Source organism: Variovorax sp. MHTC-1 (genome assembly GCF_003984645.1).
Classification (GTDB): Bacteria; Pseudomonadota; Gammaproteobacteria; order Burkholderiales; family Burkholderiaceae_C; genus Variovorax.
Window position 1 is genome coordinate 1 of record NZ_RWKI01000015.1, and the last position, 18,744, is coordinate 18,744.

The window sequence follows — 18,744 nt, forward strand, 5'->3', positions numbered from 1 at the left end:
CGACTCCGAAAAATAACTAGATCAACACACTGATATGGGGTTGCAACCCGAAGACTGCAACCCCAAAACTGGTGCCCATTGCGGGAATCGGACCCGCGACCTCTCCCTTACCAAGGGAGTGCTCTACCACTGAGCCAAATGGGCAAAACTCAAAATTTCGTCAAAAAACTGTGCCTCGCGTCGAGCCGGACTTATGGAGCGGGAGACGGGAATCGAACCCGCGTCATTAGCTTGGAAGGCTAGGGTTCTACCATTGAACTACTCCCGCATTGCGGTGCGCCAACGCTTCGAGTTTTCGCTCTGCTTTGTCCTTTTCTTCGCTGGTGGAGAGGGCTGGATTCGAACCAGCGTACTCGTAAGAGGGCAGATTTACAGTCTGCTGCCATTAACCACTCGGCCACCTCTCCGGCGAACCTCGGAATATAGCACGGTTGGGAGGGCAGGTCGATGACACGCCCCGCCAAAAAGTTGCTGCGCCACAGGTCGGTCGCGCATTTTACCCGGGTCAATCAAAGGCCCTGCGCTTCACGCCAGGCGCGCGCCTGGCCGAAATGGCCGCAGCCGATGAAAGGCATGGGGGGGCGCAGCGCCGACAGCGGCGAGGGATGGTTCGCGGCCAGCACCTTGTGGCGGCGGGTGTCGATCAGCGCCCGCTTGCTCTGCGCATGCGAGCCCCAGAGCATGAAGACGACCGAGCGCTCGCCCTCCGCGACATGGCGGATCACGGCGTCGGTCAGCACCTCCCAGCCGCGGCCGGCGTGGCTGGCCGGCTGGGCCTCCTCCACGGTGAGGCAGGTGTTGAGCAGCAGCACGCCGTGCGTCGCCCACTTGACCAGGCTGCCGCCGGGGGTTGGGAATGGGGGCGGCGGAGTGCCCAGATCGCGCTCGAGCTCTTTGAAGATGTTGCGCAGCGAAGGCGGCAGCGCCACCCCTGGCGCCACCGAGAAGGCCAGCCCCTCCGCCTGGCCGCGGCCGTGGTACGGGTCCTGGCCCAGGATCACCACGCGCACCATCTCGGGCGGCGTGAGTTCCAGGGCCCGCAGCGGCCGCGGCGGGAAGATCACCGCGCCGGCATCCAGCCTCTCGCGCAGGAAGCCGAGCAGCTTCTGGCCGGCCGGCCCGCCGAAAAAGCCGTCGACCAGCGGCTGCCAGCCTGGCGCGACCGGCCAATCGGCCGGATCGCTGCTTGCCAGTTGGCTCGCTGCCGCGCTCATCGGAAAAGTTCGGCGAGCGCATCGCCCGGTTCGTCGGCGCGCATGAACGCCTCGCCCACCAGGAAGGCGTGCACGCCGGCCGCGCGCAGCTTCGCGACATCCTCGCGCGTCGAAATGCCCGATTCGGTCACGAGCAGGCGCTCGGCCGGCACCTTGGGCAGCAGGTCGATGGTGGTCTGCACCGACACCTCGAAAGTGCGCAGGTTGCGGTTGTTGATGCCGATCAACGGCGTTTTGAGCTTCAGCGCGCGATCGAGCTCGGCGCCATCGTGCACCTCGACCAGCACGGCCATGCCAAGCTGCGCCGCAATTGCTTCGAAGTCTCGCATCTGCGTATCGTCCAGGCAGGCCACGATCAGCAGGATCGCGTCGGCGCCCATCGCGCGCGATTCATAGACCTGGTAAGCATCGACGATGAAATCCTTGCGCAGCACCGGCAGATCGCAGGAGGCGCGCGCCTGCTTGAGGTAGTCGACGCCTCCCTGGAAGAACTGGCGGTCGGTCAGCACCGACAGGCAGGCTGCGCTGATCTTGCCGTCGCCTTCGGCATAGCTCTGCGCGATGTCGGCCGGGATGAACTCTTCGCGCAGCACGCCCTTGCTCGGGCTGGCCTTCTTGACTTCGGCGATCACCGCCGCCTGGCCGGCCGCGATCTTGGCGCGCAGGGCGCCCGCGAAGTCACGCGTGAGCACGCGGCTTTCGGCGTCGAAGCGCACGGCTTCGAGCGAGCTTCTCTTCTGCGACAGCGCGATCTCCTCGCGCTTGACGGCAACGATCTTCTCGAGGATGTCGGACATGGTTCCCTGCTCCCTCAACCGGCGGATGTCGCCTTGACCAGCTCGGCCAGCTTGGCCTTGGCCGCGCCCGATTCGATGGCGGCGCGCGCACGGGCCACGCCCGCGCCGATCGAATCCACCAGATTGGCCGCGTAGAGCGCTGCGCCGGCGTTGAGCACGACGATGTCGCGCGCCGCACCGGGCTGGTTGTCGAGCACGCCCAACAGCATTGCCTTCGACTGCTCCGGCGTCTCGACCCGCAGCGTGCGGTTGCTCGACATCTGGAAGCCGAAGTCCTCCGGATGCAGCTCGTACTCGAGGATCTCGCCATCCTTCAACTCGCCGACCATGGTGGCGGCGCCGAGCGAGATCTCGTCCATGCCATCGCGCCCGTAGACCACCAGCGCATGCTCCGCGCCCAGCCGCTGCAGCGCGCGCACCTGGATGCCGACCAGGTCGGGGTGAAACACGCCCATCAGGATGTTGGGCGCGCCGGCCGGGTTGGTGAGCGGGCCCAGGATGTTGAAGATGGTCTTGATGCCGAGTTCCTTGCGCACCGGCGCCACGTTCTTCATGGCCGGATGGTGGTTCGGCGCGAACATGAAGCCGATGCCGACATCGGCGATGCATTGCGCGATCTGCTCGGGCTTGAGATTGATGTTGACGCCCAGCGACTCCAGCACATCGGCGCTGCCCGACTTGCTGCTCACGCTGCGTCCGCCGTGCTTGCTGACCTTGGCGCCCCCGGCGGCGGCGACGAACATCGAGCAGGTCGAGATGTTGAAGGTGTGCGAACCGTCGCCGCCGGTGCCGACGATGTCCACCAGGTTCGTGGTATCGGCCACCGGCACCTTGGTCGACACCTCGCGCATCACCTGCGCGGCGGCGGTGATCTCGCCGATGGTTTCCTTCTTGACGCGCAGGCCGGTGATGAGCGCCGCCATCATCACCGGCGAGCACTCGCCGCTCATGATGAGGCGCACGATGTGCAGCATCTCGTCGTGGAACACCTCGCGGTGTTCGATGGTGCGCTGCAGGGCTTCCTGGGGGGTGATGGGCATGATGAAGTCTCCCTCGGTGGTTTCAATGGGCGGGATCGGCCGCAGCCGGATTCTCGAACAGCGCGAGCTTGATGCCGAAGCCGACGAACAGGGCGCCCGCGCCGCGCTCCAGCCAGTGCATGCCGCGCTGCACCGCGCCGACACGGCGCGCCGTCCAGCCGGCCAGCAGTGCCCAGGCGAAGTTCACGAAGATCGCATTGAAGTTGAACAGCGCGCCCAGCAGGAAGAACACCAGCGGCTTGTTGGCGGCATCGGGTGCGATGAACTGCGGCACGAATGCCAGGAAGAAGAGCGCCACCTTGGGGTTGAGCACATTGGTCCAGAAGCCGCCGAGGAACACGCTCTTCATGCTGGCGGTGCCTGCGGCATCCGCGCCGGCGCGTCCCAGCGCAGCCGGTTCCTTGGACGGCCGCGACAGCAGCATGCGCACGCCGATCCACAGCAGGTAGGCCGCGCCCAGCCACTTGAGCACGGTGAACAGGGTCGTCGATGCGGCCATCAGCGCGCTCACGCCCACCGCGGCAGCCGTGATGTGCACGAAGCAGCCGGCGGTGATGCCAAGGCCCGCCACGAGGCCGGCGCGCGTGCCCCAGCGCAGCGCGCGGGTCACGATGTAGAGCACGTCGGGGCCCGGCGTGAGATTCAACAGCAGGCCGGCGGCGATGAACAGCAGCAGGGAATGGAGCTCAGGCATGGAAGAAGCTCCGGATCGCGCCGATGGCGCGGTCGATGCCGGCCGCATCGACATCGAGATGGGTGGCGAAGCGCAGCCGGTATAGGCCCGTGGCGAGCACGCCGTTCTGCTTCAGGTGCGCCAGCAGCTCGGCCGAGCGCGCCTGCGCGCCGCCCACTAGATCGACGAACAGCAGGTTTGTCTGCGGCGCCTCGATCTGCAGCCCGGGAACCCCGGCAAGGCCGTCGGCCAGCCGGCGCGCGAGCGCGTGATCCTGTTCGAGGCGGTCGATGTGGTGCTGCAGTGCGTAGGAAGCGGCGGCCGCCAGCATGCCGGCTTGCCGCATGCCGCCGCCCGCCATCTTGCGGATGCGGTGGGCGCGCGCAATGAGCTCGCGCGAACCGCACAGCGCCGAGCCCACCGGCGCGCCGAGGCCCTTGCTGAAGCAGACCGAGACGCTGTCGAAGCACTGTGCGATGCGGCGCGCCTCGGCGCGTGCCTCTGTGCCGTGCTGCGCGGCCTGCACGACAGCGGCATTGAAGAGCCGTGCGCCGTCCAGGTGGCGGGCCAGCCCCTTGCGCTGCGCCAGCTGCGTCGCCTCTTCGACATAGCCGAAGGGCAGCAGCTTGCCGCCGATCGTGTTCTCCAGTGCCAACAGGCGGGTGCGCGCGAAGTGCGCGTCGTCCGGCTTGATCGCGGCCTCGATGTCCTTCAGCGCCAGCGAGCCGTCCGGCTGGTGCTCGAGCGGCTGTGGCTGCACGCTGCCGAACACCGCGGCGCCGCCGCCTTCCCAGCGGTAGCAATGCGCCAGCTGGCCGACGATGTACTCGTCGCCGCGCTGGCAATGGGCCAGGATCGCGCAGAAATTGCTCTGGGTTCCGGTCGGCACGAACAGCGCCGCCTCGAAGCCCAGCATCTCGGCGATCTGCGACTGCAGTGCGTTGACGCTCGGATCGTCGCCGAACACGTCGTCGCCCAGCGGCGCTTCGAGCATCGCCTGCCGCATCGCTGCGGTTGGCCGGGTGACGGTGTCGCTGCGCAGGTCCACCAGGGTTGTCGTGCTCATGCGGCTCACTCCAGGAAGTTCTTGAGCATGGCATGGCCGTGCTCGGTCAAGATCGATTCGGGATGGAACTGGACGCCTTCGATGCGCACCGCCGGCGCATAGCCGGTGTGGCGCACGCCCATGATCTCTCCGTCGTCGGTCCAGGCCGTGATCTTGAGCTCGGCCGGACAGGAGTCGCGCTCGATGGACAGCGAGTGGTAACGATTGACGCTGAACTTTTCGGGCAGGCCGGCGAACACGCCCTCGCCCGTGGTCGTGATCTCGCTGGTCTTGCCGTGCATCAGCTGCTGCGCGCGAATGATCTTGCCGCCGAAGGCCGCGCCGATCGCCTGGTGCCCGAGGCAGACGCCCAGGATGGGCAGCTGGCCGGCGAATTCCTTGATCGCCGCGACGGAGACACCGGCTTCTGCCGGCGAGCAGGGGCCCGGCGAAACCACCAGCCGGGCCACGCCGGCGGCAACGCGCTCGCGCAAGCCCTCGATCGTGATCTCGTCGTTGCGAAACACCTCGACCTCCGCGCCGAGCTCGCCGAAATACTGCACCAGGTTGTAGGTAAAGCTGTCGTAGTTGTCGATCATCAGGAGTTTCATGGCTTGGCTCCGATCCGATGCACGCCCTTGACCACCGGGAACACGTTGAAATTGATGAGCAGGCCCAGCGGCAGCCCCGAAAGCCGCACTGCGGCCTGCGCCTGTGCGCGATGCAGGTCGGTCAACGCATCGACGGCTTTCACCTCGACGATGAGCGATTGCTCGACCACGAAGCCTGCGCGGCAGACCTCGCCGAGCGAGCGGCCCTTGTAGGCGGCCGACACGGGCACGTCGCGCGCGAAGCCGATCTCGCGCTCGGCGAGTTCGATCGCCAGCGCGGCGGCATACGCCTCCGCGGGCAGGCCGATGCCGAGCACCCGCTGCACCTCGACCGCGGCGCCGATGATCTCGTGCGAGAAGTCGTTGTTCTGAAATTCGTCGGCCATCACTCGAGCCCTTCCTCGACCAGTTCGGCAGCGCGCAACAGCGCACGCGCCTTTGCTTCTGTTTCCTTCCACTCCAGTTCCGGCACCGAGTCGGCCACCACCCCCGCGGCCGCCTGCACGTGCAGCATCTGGTCCTTCACGATGCCGGTCCGGATCGCGATCGCGACGTCCATGTCGCCCGCATAGCTGATGTAGCCGCAGGCGCCGCCGTAAAGGCCGCGCTTGGTCGGCTCCAACTGGTCGATGAGCTCCATCGCATGCACCTTGGGCGCCCCGGTCAGCGTGCCGGCCGGGAAGGTGGCCTTGAGCACGTCGATCGCGGTCATGCCGTCTTTCAGCGTGCCTTCGACATTGCTCACGATGTGCATCACGTGGCTGTAGCGCTCGACGGCGAAGGCCTCCGTCACCTTGACGCTGCCGGTCTTGGCGATGCGGCCGATATCGTTGCGCGCCAGGTCGATCAGCATCACGTGCTCGGCGCGCTCCTTGGGGTCGTTGATCAGCTCGGCCTCGGCCGCGCGGTCGAGCTCGGGGGAAGCGCCGCGCGGACGCGTGCCGGCGAGCGGGCGGATGGTGATCTTCTGCTCGCCCTCGCCCGTGTGCTCCTGCCGCACCAGGATCTCGGGCGAGGCGCCGACCACGTGGAAATCGCCCAGGTGGTAGTAGTACATGTAGGGCGAGGGGTTGAGCGAGCGCAGCGCGCGGTACAGCGACAGCGGCGACTCGGTGTAGCGCTTGCTGATGCGTTGGCCGACCTGCACCTGCATGAAGTCGCCGGCCGCGATCAGCTCCTTGGCACGCTCGACCGCCGCCAGATAGTCGGCCTTGGCGAAGCTGCGTTCGGGCGGGTGTGCCTGCGTCGGCCTTACCTGCGGCGCGCTCACCGAGTACTTGAGCTGCTCGCGCAGTTCGCGCAGCCGCCGCTTGGCATTGGCGTAGGCCTCGGGCTGGCCGGGGTCGGCATAGACGATCAGATAGAGCTTGCCCGACAGGTTGTCGATGACCGCGAGCTCCTCGCATTGCAGCAGCAGGATGTCGGGGCAGCCCAGCGTGTCCGGCGGGCAGCTCTTCTCGAGCTTCTTCTCGATATGGCGCACCGTGTCGTAGCCGAAGTAGCCGGCCAGGCCGCCGCAGAAGCGCGGCAGCCCCGGCCGCAGCGCCACCTTGAAGCGCTTCTGGTAGGCCGCGATGAAGTCGAGCGGATTGCCCTCGGCGGCTTCGACGACCTTGCCGCCGGTCACCACCTCGGTCAGCGCGTCGGCGCCGAAGCCGCTCGCGCGCAGCAGCGTGCGCGCCGGCAGCCCGATGAAGCTGTAGCGGCCGAAGCGCTCGCCGCCCACGACCGATTCGAGCAGGAAGCTGTGCTTGCCGCCCTCCTTGGTATGGGCCAGCTTGAGATAGAGGGAAAGCGGGGTTTCGAGGTCGGCAAAGGCCTCGACCATCAGCGGGATGCGGTTGTAGCCTTGCGCGCTGAGGCTCTTGAATTCGAGTTCGGTGATCACGGGTGGGGTCTCCGTCGGCCAGCGACGCTTTTTATGGTCGCTGGCGGGGTCATTCAGGTGAGTGGCCGGGTCGGGATGACCGCTGGCCGCGGGCGCACGGCGTGCGCCATGCAATCAAACAGGCAACGACGATGGCGTGCGCCAAGGCCAGGCTCCCCGGCTGCCTTGACCTGTCTGAATGACGTGATGAATGAACATGGAAGTGTGAGTTTAGCCCAGCGACACGGCCCGTACAAAAAGATACATTGAGGCACTTTAGTTTTACTGACGGAGACACCTCGGATGATCCAGCCTGTACTGCGGCGCGCGCTTGCGCTGACCACCCTCGCCCTCGCCTCGCTCGCTGCTTCGGCCGCCTCGGTCGAAGTGGCCGGCATCAAGCTCGAGGACGCGCTCGATTTCAAGGGCAGCAAGCTTCAGCTCAACGGTGCGGGCGTGCGCTACAAGGCCGTGTTCAAGGTCTACACCGCCGGCCTCTACCTGGGCAAGAAGGCCTCGACCACCGAGGAAGTTCTGGCCGTGCCCGGCGCCAAGCGCATGGCGATCACGATGCTGCGCGACATCGACGCCAACGAACTGGGCAAGCTCTTCACGCGCGGCGTAGAAGACAACTCGCCCAAGAGCGAGATGCTGCAGCTGATTCCCGGCCTGGTGCGCATGGGCCAGATGTTCGCCGACCAGAAGCAGTTGAAGGCCGGGGACGTCTTCACCGTCGACTGGGTGCCGGGCACCGGCACCGTGATCTCGGTCAAGGGCGTGCCGCAGGGCGATCCGATCAAGGAGCAGGCTTTCTTCAATGCGCTGATGCGCATCTGGCTCGGGCCGAACCCGGCCGACTGGAAGCTGAAGGACGCGCTCCTCGGCAAGGGCTAGGGGGCGGCTTCGACAGGCTCAGCCCGAACGGAGTGGTGGGCTAACGTACCAGGTGCACACGCAGCGCACCCAGTTGCGCATACAGCTGCTGCACGGCTTTCGCGTCCAGGCCCGAGAACATCTCGAGCAGCCATTCCTCGTGCTCCTTGGCCATGGCCTCGAAGCTGCGGCGTCCCTTGGGCGTCAGGCTCACGATCCACGCTCTGCGGTCTTCCGGGCTGGCCGAGCGCTGCACCACGCCTTCGCGCTCGAGCTCATCGGTCAGGCCGGTGACGTTGCCGCCGGTCACCATCAGGTAGCGCGAGAGCACGCGCATCTTGAGGCCGTCGCGGTAGCGGTAGAGCTGCGCCATGTAGTCGAAGCGGGCCAGCGAGATGTCGAAGCGCTCACGCAGCCGTTTGCGGATCTCGGCCTCGATCTGCGTGGTGCTGGCCAGCATGCGCAGCCACAGCTTGAGCACTGCATGGTCGCCGGTGCCGGCCCGCGCTTCGTGGCCCAGTTCCTCCGCGTCGCTGAGCAGCGCGTGCGAGGCATCGTTCTGCTTCATGTGACTTCGCCTCCAGACACCGAGATCGACTGGCCGTTGACCGAAGCCGCGCCCTCGCCGCACAGCCAGCGCACCGCATCGGCCACTTCCGCGGGCTGAACGATGCGCCGCTGCGGATTGACGACGGCGAACTCGGCCAGCGCTTCGTCCGCGCTGCGGCCGGTCTTCTGGACCACGTTGGCCACGCTGTCGCGCAGGATGTCAGTGTCGGTGTAGCCGGGGCAGACGGCGTTGACCGTGATGCCCTTTCTCGCCACCTCCAGCGCCAGCGAACGCGTCAGGCCGATCACGCCGTGCTTGGCGGCCGTGTAGGCGCAGACGTAGGCATAGCCCTTCTGCCCCGCCGTGCTCGCGATGTTGACGATGCGGCCCCAGCCGGCTTCCAGCATGTCGGGCAGCGCGGCCTGCGCACACAGGAAGCTGCCGGTCAGGTTGACGGACAGCATGCGCTGCCAGAGCTCGACCGATGTTTTCAGGAATGGCGCGCTCTCGGCCGCGCCGGCGTTGTTGACGAGGATGGCGATCGGGCCGCGCGCCGCGCGCGCCTGGGCAAACGCGCCTTGCACGGCCTGGGCATCGGCCACATCGGCAGCGACCACGCCGTGGCCGCTGCCTGCGAGCGAATCGACGACGCGCTGGAGCGCGTCGCGGTCGCGTCCGAGCAAGGTCAGCGCCGCACCCTCGGCGGCCAGCGTGCGCGCGATCTCCGCGCCGATGCCGCGCGCGGCGCCGGTCACGAGGGCATGGCGCCCGGTCTGTGAATTTGTTTGCATGCCTGAATGGTTTAGTCCTGAATCATTCTAGCGGCGCACGTGTCGGGCCTCAGCGCATCAGCCGCCCGCCGTTCAAGTCCAGCGTTGCGCCGGTCATGAAGGCCGCAGCCGGCGAGGCCAGGTAGACCACGGCCGCAGCCACCTCCTCCGGTTCACCGAAGCGGCCGAGCGGAATGCCGGACGCCAGCGTGCGCTGCTGCATCCGGCTCATCGCATCGAGCACCGGACTGCGCACCGCCGCCGGCGCCAGTGCGTTCACCGTGACGCCGTGCGGCGCCAGTTCCTGCGCGAAGGAGCGGGTCAGCGCCACGATGCCCGCCTTGGATGCCGCATAGTGAACGCCGGTCGCCGCGCTGGCCTGCTGCCCGGCGATCGACGACAGGTTGACGATGCGGCCCGAGCCCCGCTCGCGCATGTGGCGCCCGGCGATGCGGCAGCCGAAGAAGCTGCCGCGCAGGTTCACGGTCAGCACCTCGTCCCACTCCTCGGTCGTGATGTCCCAGATCGAGGCGTACGGCGTGCGTGCCGCGTTGTTCACCATCACATCGATGCCGCCGAAGTGCTGCACGCCGGCATCGAAGCACAGCCAGAAGGCAGCCTCGTCGCGCACATCGAGCTGCATCGCGATGCAGTCGTGGCCGTCTGCGCGCAGCGTCGCCGCGGCCGCATCGACCGTGCCGTCGACATCGGCGAGCACGACGCGCGCGCCCGCCTCGGCCAGGCCACGCGCGATCGCGGCACCCAGGCCTTGCGCGGCACCGGTCACGAAGGCGCCCTGCCCGGCCAGCGAGAACAGCGGTGCATCCGGGTGCGCAGCCATGCGTTTTCAGCCCTTGGCCTGCAGGCGCGCCGCGGGTCCGCGGTCCCAGGTGATCGCGCTCACGCCGCGCTCGCGCAGCTTGTACTTCTGCACCTTGCCGTTCTCGGTGCGCGGCAGATCCGGCAGCAGGTCGACATAGCGCGGCAGCGCAAAGTACGGCAGGCGCGACTCGCAGTACGCCAGCAGTTCGGCAGGATCGATGCGTTGCCCGTCTCGCGCCACCAGCGCGGCCATCACCTCGTCTTCGGCCAGTTCGGAACGCACCGGGTAGACCGCGCAGGCCGCGACACGGGGATGGCTCAGCAGCACTTGCTCGACCTCGAAGGAGGAGATGTTCTCGCCGCGCCGCCGGATCGCGTCCTTGATGCGGTCGACGAAGCGGAAGGCGCCGTCGGCATCGCGCACCACGCGGTCGCCGGTATGAAACCAGAGGTTGCGCCAGGCTTCGACGGTCTTCTCGGGCATGTTGAAGTAGCCGCTCGCGAAGGCGTAGGGCTCATCCGCGCGCAGCAGCAGTTCGCCCGCCTCGCCGTCCGGGAGAGCGACGTCGTCCTCGTCCGCCACGCGCGCCTGGAAGCCGGATCGCAACCAGCCCATCACGCCGCCGCGCGGCGAATCGGGCGAGGTGGCGATGGCGAAATTCGTCTCGGTGGAGCCGTAGCCTTCCAGCAGCCGAACGCCGGTGCGTTCCAAGAAGGCCTGGGCGGCCGCAGCCGGCACCCCGGGGCCGAGCCCGGTGCGCACGCGGTGCTCGCGCTCGCCGGGCCCCTCGGGCTGCGCAAGCAGGATCGGCACCATCGCACCGAGCAGATAGACGACCGTCGCCCCCGAGGCGCGCATGGCCGGCCAGAAGCCCGAGGCCGAGAAGCGCCCTTCGAACACCACTTCGCAGCCCGTGATCGCGGCCTGCGCGAAGGTGTTGAGCGCATTGATGTGAAAGAGCGGCAGCGTGGTGCACAACACGTCCTCGGCTCCCACGCCCAGCACGTCGACGCTGTTGACGCCCCACCAGTGGTACTGCGCATGCGGGCAGATCACGCCCTTGGCCGGGCCGGTGGTGCCGGAGGTGTAGAGGATGGCGAGCGGATCGCCGGGTTGCACATCGGCCGGCGCGAGCGAGGCGCTTGCGGCGGGATACGGCCGCACGCGAATGTCCGGCCACGCAGCGCGAGCTGCGCCCTCGCCCAGCACCCAGATCTCGCGCAGCGACGTGCGCGCGAGATCGGCCGCCTGCAAGCGCTCGATGAAGGCCTCTTCGATCACCAGCAGCTTCGCCTCGCTATTGGCAAGGAAGTACTCGATCTGCGGCCCCATCGACGCGGTGTTGATCGGCACCGCCAAGGCGCCGAGCCAGCCGCAGCCGAGGAACGCTTCGAGGAACTCGATGCGGTTGCCGCTCATCACGGCGACGCGGTCGCCGCGCTGCACGCCGGCCTCGGCCAGCGCCGCGGCGCGAAGGCCCGCGGCCTGCGCTGCATCGCGGTGCGTCCACGACCGCCCCGCGATGTGCAGCAATGGACGTTTGCCGAACAGCGCCGCCTGCCGCTGCAGCATCGCGGGCAGCGTGCGCTCGCCCGGAGGCAGCGGACTCGCCGCTCGCTCAGGCGTCGCCATTGGTGCCACCGCCGAGGTAGGTCGCCTGCACGCGCGGATCGCCGGCCAGTTCCTGCGAAACGCCCGAGAGCGCGATCTCGCCGGTCTCCAGGACGTAGCCGTGGTCGGAGGTCTCCAGCGCGGCGCGCGCGTTCTGCTCCACCAGCAGGATCGACACGCCGTCCTCGCGCAGCTTGCGCACGATGGTCAGGATGTCGCGCACGATCAGGGGTGCCAGCCCGAGGCTTGGCTCGTCCAGCATCAAGAGGCGCGGCGCCGACATCAGCGCGCGGCCCACGGCCAGCATCTGCCGCTCGCCGCCCGAGAGCGTGTCGGCGCGCTGGGCGCGGCGCTCGGCCAGGCGCGGAAAGCGGTCGTACACCGACTGCAGCCGGCGTTTCAGGGCATCGCTGCGGAGCCGGCTGCCGAAGGCGCCGAGCTGCAGGTTGTCGAGCACGGTCAGCTCGCCGAAAAGCTCGCGCTTCTCGGGCACCAGGCACAGGCCGCGCTCCACGCGCGCCTCGACGTCGAGCCCGTGCAGGTCCTCGCCCTCGAAGCGCAGCAGCCCTTTGCAAGGCAAGAGGCCCATTGCCGCGGCCAGCAGCGTGGTCTTGCCGGCGCCGTTGGGGCCGATCACCGAGATGATCTGGCCGTGCTCCAGGTTGAGCGAGACGCCGCGCACCGCATCGACCTGGCCGTACGACACATGCAGGTCGCCGATCTCGAGCATGGCGCTCATTGGAGATCCTCCCCCAGGCTCGTCACTTCGTGTACTTCGCGCACCCCCTCCTGAAGGAGGGGGCGAGCGCCTTCGGGCGGCCGGGCGGCGCTCATACCACGCTCCCGAGGTAAGCCGCCTGCACGCGCTCGTCCGCACGCACCGCCGAGGGCACGCCCTCGACCAGCTTGGAGCCGAAGTTCATCACCACCAGCCGATCCACCAGTTTCATCACGAAGTCCATGTCGTGCTCGACGATAAGGATGGTCACGCCCTCCTCGCGCAGCTTGCGCAGCAGGTCGCCGAGCGCCATCTTTTCCTTGCGGCGCAGGCCGGCGGCCGGCTCGTCGAGCACCAGCAGCACCGGGTCGGCCGCCAGAGCGCGCGCGATCTCCAGGATGCGCTGCGTGCCCAGCGGCAGGCTGCCCGCGAGTTCGTGCGCGCGGTCGCCGAGCCCGATGCGGTCGAGCTGGCGCTGGGCCTCCTGCAGGATCTGGCGTTCCTCGGTGCGATCGAGCCGCAGGCCCGCCTTCAGCACGCCGGAGCTCGTGCGCGAATGGGCGCCGAGCGCGACGTTGTCGAGCAGGCTCATGTGCGGCCTGAGCTTCACGTGCTGGAAGGTGCGCGCCAGGCCCAGCCGCGCGACCTTGCGCTGCGGCAGCCCGGCGATGTCCTGGCCCAGAAAGCGCACCTGCCCGGCGGTCATCGACAGCGTGCAGGTCAGCAGGTTGAACATGGTCGACTTGCCGGCGCCGTTGGGACCGATGAGGCCCATGATCTCGCCGGCCTTCACTTCGAAGCTGACGTCGTTGACGGCCACCAGCCCGCCGAAGCGCTTGACCGCGCCCGTGACCGACAGGATCTGCGAGCCGCGATCGGGCAGCGTGCGATGCGGCAGCGGCGAAACGGGCGGCATCGGCACGCGCGGCGCACGCGCTGCCGAGAACCGGTGCGTCCAGCGCCGTACGAAACCCATCAGGCCGCCGCGCGCGAAGTGCAGCAAGAGAATGAAGAGCGTCGCGAAGGCCACGGCCTCCAGTTGCCCGGCGCGCTGGGTCAGGAGCGGCAGCACGTCCTGCAGGCCGTTCTTGAGGATCAGGACCAGCGCCGAGCCGACCAGCGCGCCCGCCAGATGCCCGAGCCCGCCGGCCACGGCCATCAGCAGGTACTCGATGCTGGCGCGCACATCGAAGGGCGAGGGGCTCACGAAGCGGTTCATGTGCGCATAGAGCCAGCCCGCGAGTCCGGCGAAGAGGGCCGCCGTCACGAAGAGCGTGAGCCGCACGCGATAGGCATCCGCGCCGACGCTGGCCAGCAGGATCGCACCGCCGCGCAGGCTGCGGATCGCGCGGCCCGGCCGCGACTGCAGCAGGTTCCGGCTGAACAGCACGGCCAGCCCGACCAGGGCCCAGATCAGGTAGTAGATCGCGCGCGGATCGGCCAGCGACCAGGGGCCGATGGTCAGCGCCGGAATGTTCGACAGGCCGGTATGGCGCCCCAGCGCATCGACGTTGCCGAAGAGCATCGCGATCGACAGCCCCCACGCGATGGTGGACAAAGGCAGGAAGTGTCCGCCCAGCCGCAAGGTGAGCAGGCCGATGGCCAGCGCCGAGAGGCCGGTCAGCAGCAGCGAGAACGCCAGCCCCAGCCAGGGCGACATCCCCTGCGTGGTGCTGAGCCATGCAGTCGCATAGGCGGCGATGCCGACGAAGGCCGCCTGGCCGAAGGAGGTCGCGCCGCCGATGCCGGTGAGCAGCACCAGGCCCAGCGCGACCAGCGCGCCGATGCCGATGTCGTTGAGCAGCGAGACGGTGAAGTTGCCGGCGAGCAGCGGCACCACGGCCATCGCGACGACGACGAGGCCGATCCAGAGCAGGCGCTTGGAGGCCAGGTTCATCGATCTTCCTTCCGCGGGCTTGCTCGCGGCGCCAGCGGCTTCATCGAACACGGGACGCACGACTTCGGGTGTGGGCGCGGCGCTCATTGATCCACCTCCTCTTCTTCCTCTTCCGCATGCACGCTCAGGAACGAACGCAGCATCAACACCGGGATCAGCAGGCTGAAGACGATCACGTCCTTCAGCGCGCCGCTCCAGAAGGAGGCGAAGCTCTCGACCACCCCGACGGCCAGCGCGCCGATCGCGGTCATCGGATAGCTCACCAGCCCGCCGATGATCGCCGCCACGAAGGCCTTGAGGCCGATGATGAAGCCCGAGTCGTAGTACATGGTGGTGACCGGCGCGATCAGCACGCCGATCAGCCCCGCCAGCAGCGAGGCGCAGCCGTAGGCCAGCAGCGCCGTGCGCGCCGGCCGGATCCCGACCAGCCGCGCGCCCACGCGGTTGACCGCAGTGGCGCGCAGCGCCTTGCCGGCCACCGTGCGCTCGAACACGAGAAAGAACATGCCGCTCAACACGATCGCCGCGCTCACCATCAGGATCACCTGGCCGCTCACCGCGAAGCCGTCGCCGAGCGGGATCGAGCCGCCGGCGAGCGGCTGCGTCCGCGAGCCCTCGGGGCCGAAGAACAGCAGGCCCAGGCCCGAGAGCAGGAAGTGCAGCGCCAGCGACACGATCAGGAGCACCAGCACGGACGCATCGGCGATCGGCTGAAACACCACGCGCGAGAGCAGCGGCGCGATCGGCACCACCAGCAGCACCGCGACCGCGATGTGCACCGGCGCCGGCACGCCCGGCCGGCTCGCCAGCCAAGCCAGTAGGCAGGGCACGAGCGGCAGCACGCCCCAGCCCAGCACCGCCTTGGGAATGCGCGCGATTTCGCCGCGGCGCACCAGGCTGCCGACCTCGGTCGCCAGCGCGAGCGCGGTGAGCACCAGCACCAGGCCGATGGTGGGCGGCACGCGCCCGGTTTCGAATGCAGCCAGCGACAGCGCGGCAAAGGCCGCGACGTCGCCGAAGGGCACGAAGACCACGCGGGTGACCGAGAAGATCAGCACCAGCCCCAGCCCGGCCAGAAGATAAACAGCGCCATTCGCCAGGCCATCGATGCCCAGGATCAGTGCCACGTCCGGTGTCATTGAACAGTCCTCCGCTTTGTCTCGCTCTTGCTAGTGCCGGCTCAGTTGGCGAGCTTCCACTGGCCGTTTTCGAGCTTGACGATCACGCGCGCGCGCTCGTCCACGCCGTAGAGGTTGCCGGGCTTGAAGTTGTAGACGCCGTGCGTGCCCACCACTTCCTTGGTGCTCGCGATGGCGTCGCGCAAAGACTGCCTGAACTCGGGCGTGCCCGGCTCGCCCTTGGCGCGTGCCGCGGCATCGGCGAACACCAGCCAGGCGTCGAAGGAATAGGCCGAGTAGGCATCGCTGGTGGGCGCGTTGTTGACCTTCTGGAAGGCGGCGCGGAAGTCCATGGCGACCTTCTTGGTCGGGTAGGCGGCCGGCAGCTGCTCGGCCACGATCACCGGGCCGGTCGGCATCGTCGCGCCCTGGCCCGATGCACCGACGACGCGCACGAAGTCGGGGTTGATGAGACCGTGCTGGCCGTACACCGGGCCCTTGAAACCGCGCTCGGCGAGCGCCAGGAAAGGCAGCGCGCCCGGCGTGCCGGCGCCGCCGGTCATGACGGCATCCGGACGCATCGCGACCAGCTTCAGCACCTGGCCGGTGACCGAGGCGTCGGCCCGCGCATAGCGCTCATTGCCCAGTACCTTGATGCCGGCCGCGGGCGCGGCCTTCATCAACGCGTTGTAGACCAGGTCGCCCCAGGCATCGGAGAAGCCGATGTAGCCCACGGTCTTCACGCCGTCCTTCTTCATGCGCTCGACCACCGCGTCGATCATCAGCTGCGTCGGCTGCGCGACGGTGAAGACCCAGCCGTTCTCGGCCGGATCGAGCTGGATCGGCGTGAGTCCGATCATCGGCACCTTGGCATCGCGCCCCACCTGCGCCATCGCGATGGCGGCGGGGACGCCGGAGGTGCCCATCAGCACGTCGACCTTCTCCTCCTCGACGAGCTTGCGCGCGTTGCGGCCCGCGGCGGTCGGGTCGGAGCCGTCGTCGAGCACGATCAGCTGGATCTTGCGGCCGTTGACCTCCGGCTTGTAGGCCAGCGCGGCCTGCATGCCCTTCGCATAAGGCACGCCGAGCGACGAATTGGGGCCGGAGAGCGAGACGCTCAGGCCGACCTTGAGGTCGGCCGCGAGCGCGGTCATCGCGAATCCGGTGGCAAGGGCGGTGGCCAGCGCACTCTGCGCCAGGGTCTTCATCAAGCTCGTCTTCATGTCGGGGCTCCTGGTGGTGGAAGGGTCAGATGAACAACTGGATGGCCGGCAGTGCGCGGCCGGCATTGAGCAGGTCGATGCGCTTCTGCCGGATCAGGAAGCCCTCGCCGTGGCGAACAAGCAGGTGGCGGCAGGTGCCGGCCAGCAGCACCTGGTTTTCGCCGCGCGCTTCCACATAGATGAAGGGCGTGGTGAGCGCGAGTCCGGCCTCGTTGTCGTGCTCGACCACAGAGCGCTGCATCACATGCTGGCAATGGCTCTTCGGATGCTGCGAATGCGCGCGCGGGTTTTTCAAGCGTTCGACGCGCAGCTGCAGCAGCAGCCGGTCTTCGTAGGCGATGGAGTTGTGGGAGAGCGGGTCGGCCTGCGCGGCGCCCAGCAGCGGCACCCAGTAGTGACCATCGTCGGCGAACAGCGCGAGCCAGTCGTCGAAGCGGCCGGCGTCCAGCAGCGCGGCCTCGTGGGCGACGAAGTCATGCGCTTGCGTCATGCCGAAGGCTCCGTCATGAACTTGGCCCAGGCGCGGAACTGATTGCGCATCAAGAGCTCGTTGGTGCCATTGGTCGTGATCGTGTCCTGCCCGAGCTCTGCGGCATCGAAGTTGCGATGCAGGCTCACCCATTCGTTGCCTTCGGCCGCGAGGCCTTGCTGAATGCTTTCGAACAGGTGCACGTCGTCGTGCGCCACCACCGACATGGGCGAGAAGACCAGCCGGTTGTAGGTCATCGCGCGCTCGAACAGCAGGTCGGGCGCGCCGGCGGCGCGGAAGCTCCACGCCTCGATCAGCGTGCGGTTCGCGGCCAGCGGGCGGATCACGCGGATCGCCTGCGGCGAGCCCTTGACCGAGAGGCTAGGGAACAACACCGAGTTCTGCGGCGAGCGCTGCAAGATCTCCATCGCGCGCTCGGCGCCGTGCGCCTCGCGCATCGCCGCCTCGTAGTCGGGCAGCTGCGCGTAGTTCGAGTGGATGCTGAAGTTCACGCCCAGCACGCTGTGGCCGTTGGCGAACACGCGGCCGCCCATCTTGTCGAAGAAGTCGTAGCCCGAGCCGAAGGGCAGGATCTGCTCCATCGCGATCGGCTTGGGTTCGTCGGCCGTGCGCCCCTGCCACAGCGCGCCGGCCGCCTGCGTGGCCGACTCGTGGGTCGACATCGGATGCACCGTGTCGTTGATGTTCTCGAGGTACATCTTCCAGTTGCAGTGGACGATGTTGCGCAGCACGCCGCCCTCCGCCGTGAGCCTGCCTTCGGGCGAGCGTTCGACCATGTTGTCGATGGAGCGCAGCACCTCGCCGAAGTAGGCCTCGAAGTCCGGGCCGCGATCGGCAATGCGCGTGAAGACGAAGTCGCGGTAGACGGCCGTGTGCTTCAGCTCGGTCAGGCCTTGCCCCGATTCGCATTCCTTCAGGCGCGTGCCGTCGTAGCCGGTCTTGAGCGGAATCGCGAGCGGCGCACCGTCGAGCTTGTAGGTCCAGGCGTGGTACGGGCAGCGGAAGAACTTGCCCGTGTTGCCGCTCTCGTCCGTCACGAGCCGGGTTCCCTTGTGCGCGCAGCGGTTGTAGAACACGCGCACCGCGCCGTCGGGCTGGCGGACCATCATCACCGGACGGCCTGCGAGCTCCAGCGACCAGAAATCGCCGGCATTCGGTACCTGGCTCGCGTGGCCGACGTAGAGCCAGGTGTTGGCGAAGAAGCGCTCCTGCTCCAGCGCGAACAGCTCTTCGCTCAGGTACACGTCGCGGTGCACGCGATCGTCCTGGACGAGCGCGCGGATCGCTTCCGGCGTCATTGCTCACCCCCGTTGCTTGCTCGCTTCGCGTAGCCGCCTCCCCCCTTCCAGGGGGCCCCGCCAGCGGCCCGGCAAAGCCGGTTCCGCGTCGGCTCCCGCACAGAGGCGCGCTGCGCAAGTCCGCGA

The 18,744-nt window shown here is 68.1% G+C and carries 19 protein-coding genes and 3 tRNA genes; 1 reads left to right on the forward strand and 21 read right to left on the reverse strand.

The window, feature by feature from the left end:
* Positions 1-69 precede the first annotated feature (69 nt).
* The 11 genes from EJI01_RS20930 to trpE all read right to left on the reverse strand — a co-directional run bounded on the left by EJI01_RS20930 (position 70) and on the right by trpE (position 7,268).
* Positions 70-144: transfer RNA gene (locus tag EJI01_RS20930), tRNA-Thr, on the reverse strand.
* Positions 145-194: 50 nt separating this feature from the next.
* Positions 195-268, reverse strand: a tRNA-Gly gene (locus EJI01_RS20935).
* A 53-nt stretch (positions 269-321) separates the two neighbouring features.
* Positions 322-407, reverse strand: a tRNA-Tyr gene (locus EJI01_RS20940).
* Positions 408-509: 102 nt separating this feature from the next.
* A complete protein-coding gene (locus EJI01_RS20945; protein ID WP_126839058.1) occupies positions 510-1,214 on the reverse strand; it encodes a uracil-DNA glycosylase in 705 nt (234 codons plus the stop codon).
* Positions 1,211-2,011, reverse strand: coding sequence for an indole-3-glycerol phosphate synthase TrpC (trpC, locus tag EJI01_RS20950; RefSeq protein WP_126839059.1), 801 nt, complete (start codon positions 2,009-2,011; stop codon positions 1,211-1,213). The genes EJI01_RS20945 and trpC overlap by 4 nt, the downstream gene beginning before the upstream one ends.
* Before the next feature lie 14 nt (positions 2,012-2,025).
* Entirely contained in the window at positions 2,026-3,051 is a 1,026-nt protein-coding gene (trpD, locus tag EJI01_RS20955) for an anthranilate phosphoribosyltransferase (RefSeq protein ID WP_126839060.1), read from the reverse strand.
* 22 nt (positions 3,052-3,073) lie between these two features.
* Positions 3,074-3,745 carry a LysE family translocator gene (locus EJI01_RS20960; RefSeq protein WP_126839061.1) on the reverse strand — a complete coding sequence of 224 codons (672 nt, stop codon included), beginning with the start codon at positions 3,743-3,745 and terminating at the stop codon, positions 3,074-3,076.
* Complete coding sequence (gene ltaE / locus EJI01_RS20965; RefSeq protein WP_126839062.1) at positions 3,738-4,790, reverse strand: low-specificity L-threonine aldolase; 1,053 nt, start codon at positions 4,788-4,790, stop codon at positions 3,738-3,740. The genes EJI01_RS20960 and ltaE overlap by 8 nt, the downstream gene beginning before the upstream one ends.
* Before the next feature lie 5 nt (positions 4,791-4,795).
* Entirely contained in the window at positions 4,796-5,380 is a 585-nt protein-coding gene (locus EJI01_RS20970; RefSeq protein WP_126839063.1) for an anthranilate synthase component II, read from the reverse strand.
* Positions 5,377-5,766: a GxxExxY protein gene (locus tag EJI01_RS20975; protein WP_126839064.1), complete on the reverse strand. Its 390-nt coding sequence runs from the start codon at positions 5,764-5,766 to the stop codon at positions 5,377-5,379. Before EJI01_RS20975 ends, EJI01_RS20970 begins: the two co-directional genes overlap by 4 nt.
* Positions 5,766-7,268 (reverse strand): anthranilate synthase component I, encoded by a 1,503-nt coding sequence (gene trpE, locus EJI01_RS20980; protein WP_126839065.1) that lies wholly within the window; start codon positions 7,266-7,268, stop codon positions 5,766-5,768. The genes EJI01_RS20975 and trpE overlap by 1 nt, the downstream gene beginning before the upstream one ends.
* A gap of 282 nt (positions 7,269-7,550) precedes the next feature.
* On the opposite strand from trpE, the gene EJI01_RS20985 reads away from it, so the two are divergent.
* Positions 7,551-8,141, forward strand: a complete 591-nt coding sequence (locus tag EJI01_RS20985) for a chalcone isomerase family protein (RefSeq protein ID WP_126839066.1) — start codon at positions 7,551-7,553, stop codon at positions 8,139-8,141.
* A gap of 40 nt (positions 8,142-8,181) precedes the next feature.
* On the opposite strand, the gene EJI01_RS20990 is transcribed toward EJI01_RS20985, so the two are convergent.
* From EJI01_RS20990 to EJI01_RS21035, 10 genes are all read right to left on the reverse strand, one after another.
* A complete protein-coding gene (locus EJI01_RS20990; RefSeq protein WP_126839067.1) occupies positions 8,182-8,688 on the reverse strand; it encodes a MarR family winged helix-turn-helix transcriptional regulator in 507 nt (168 codons plus the stop codon).
* Positions 8,685-9,461, reverse strand: a complete 777-nt coding sequence (locus EJI01_RS20995; protein WP_126839068.1) for an SDR family NAD(P)-dependent oxidoreductase — start codon at positions 9,459-9,461, stop codon at positions 8,685-8,687. Before EJI01_RS20995 ends, EJI01_RS20990 begins: the two co-directional genes overlap by 4 nt.
* A gap of 49 nt (positions 9,462-9,510) precedes the next feature.
* Complete coding sequence (locus EJI01_RS21000) at positions 9,511-10,281, reverse strand: SDR family NAD(P)-dependent oxidoreductase (protein ID WP_126839069.1); 771 nt, start codon at positions 10,279-10,281, stop codon at positions 9,511-9,513.
* A gap of 6 nt (positions 10,282-10,287) precedes the next feature.
* A complete protein-coding gene (locus EJI01_RS21005) occupies positions 10,288-11,895 on the reverse strand; it encodes an ATP-dependent acyl-CoA ligase (RefSeq protein ID WP_126839070.1) in 1,608 nt (535 codons plus the stop codon).
* The gene (locus EJI01_RS21010; RefSeq protein ID WP_126839071.1) at positions 11,882-12,613 is read right to left on the reverse strand and encodes an ABC transporter ATP-binding protein; all 732 of its coding nucleotides are present in this window, start codon (positions 12,611-12,613) and stop codon (positions 11,882-11,884) included. Before EJI01_RS21010 ends, EJI01_RS21005 begins: the two co-directional genes overlap by 14 nt.
* A 91-nt stretch (positions 12,614-12,704) precedes the next feature.
* Entirely contained in the window at positions 12,705-14,489 is a 1,785-nt protein-coding gene (locus EJI01_RS21015; protein ID WP_126839146.1) for an ABC transporter permease subunit, read from the reverse strand.
* 83 nt (positions 14,490-14,572) lie between these two features.
* On the reverse strand, positions 14,573-15,628 hold the full coding sequence (locus tag EJI01_RS21020; RefSeq protein ID WP_126839072.1) for a branched-chain amino acid ABC transporter permease: 1,056 nt from the start codon (positions 15,626-15,628) through the stop codon (positions 14,573-14,575).
* A gap of 41 nt (positions 15,629-15,669) precedes the next feature.
* Positions 15,670-16,830, reverse strand: a complete 1,161-nt coding sequence (locus EJI01_RS21025; protein ID WP_126839073.1) for an ABC transporter substrate-binding protein — start codon at positions 16,828-16,830, stop codon at positions 15,670-15,672.
* A 25-nt stretch (positions 16,831-16,855) separates the two neighbouring features.
* The gene (locus EJI01_RS21030) at positions 16,856-17,320 is read right to left on the reverse strand and encodes an aromatic-ring-hydroxylating dioxygenase subunit beta (RefSeq protein ID WP_126839074.1); all 465 of its coding nucleotides are present in this window, start codon (positions 17,318-17,320) and stop codon (positions 16,856-16,858) included.
* Complete coding sequence (locus EJI01_RS21035) at positions 17,317-18,618, reverse strand: aromatic ring-hydroxylating dioxygenase subunit alpha (RefSeq protein ID WP_126839075.1); 1,302 nt, start codon at positions 18,616-18,618, stop codon at positions 17,317-17,319. The genes EJI01_RS21030 and EJI01_RS21035 overlap by 4 nt, the downstream gene beginning before the upstream one ends.
* Positions 18,619-18,744 lie beyond the last annotated feature (126 nt).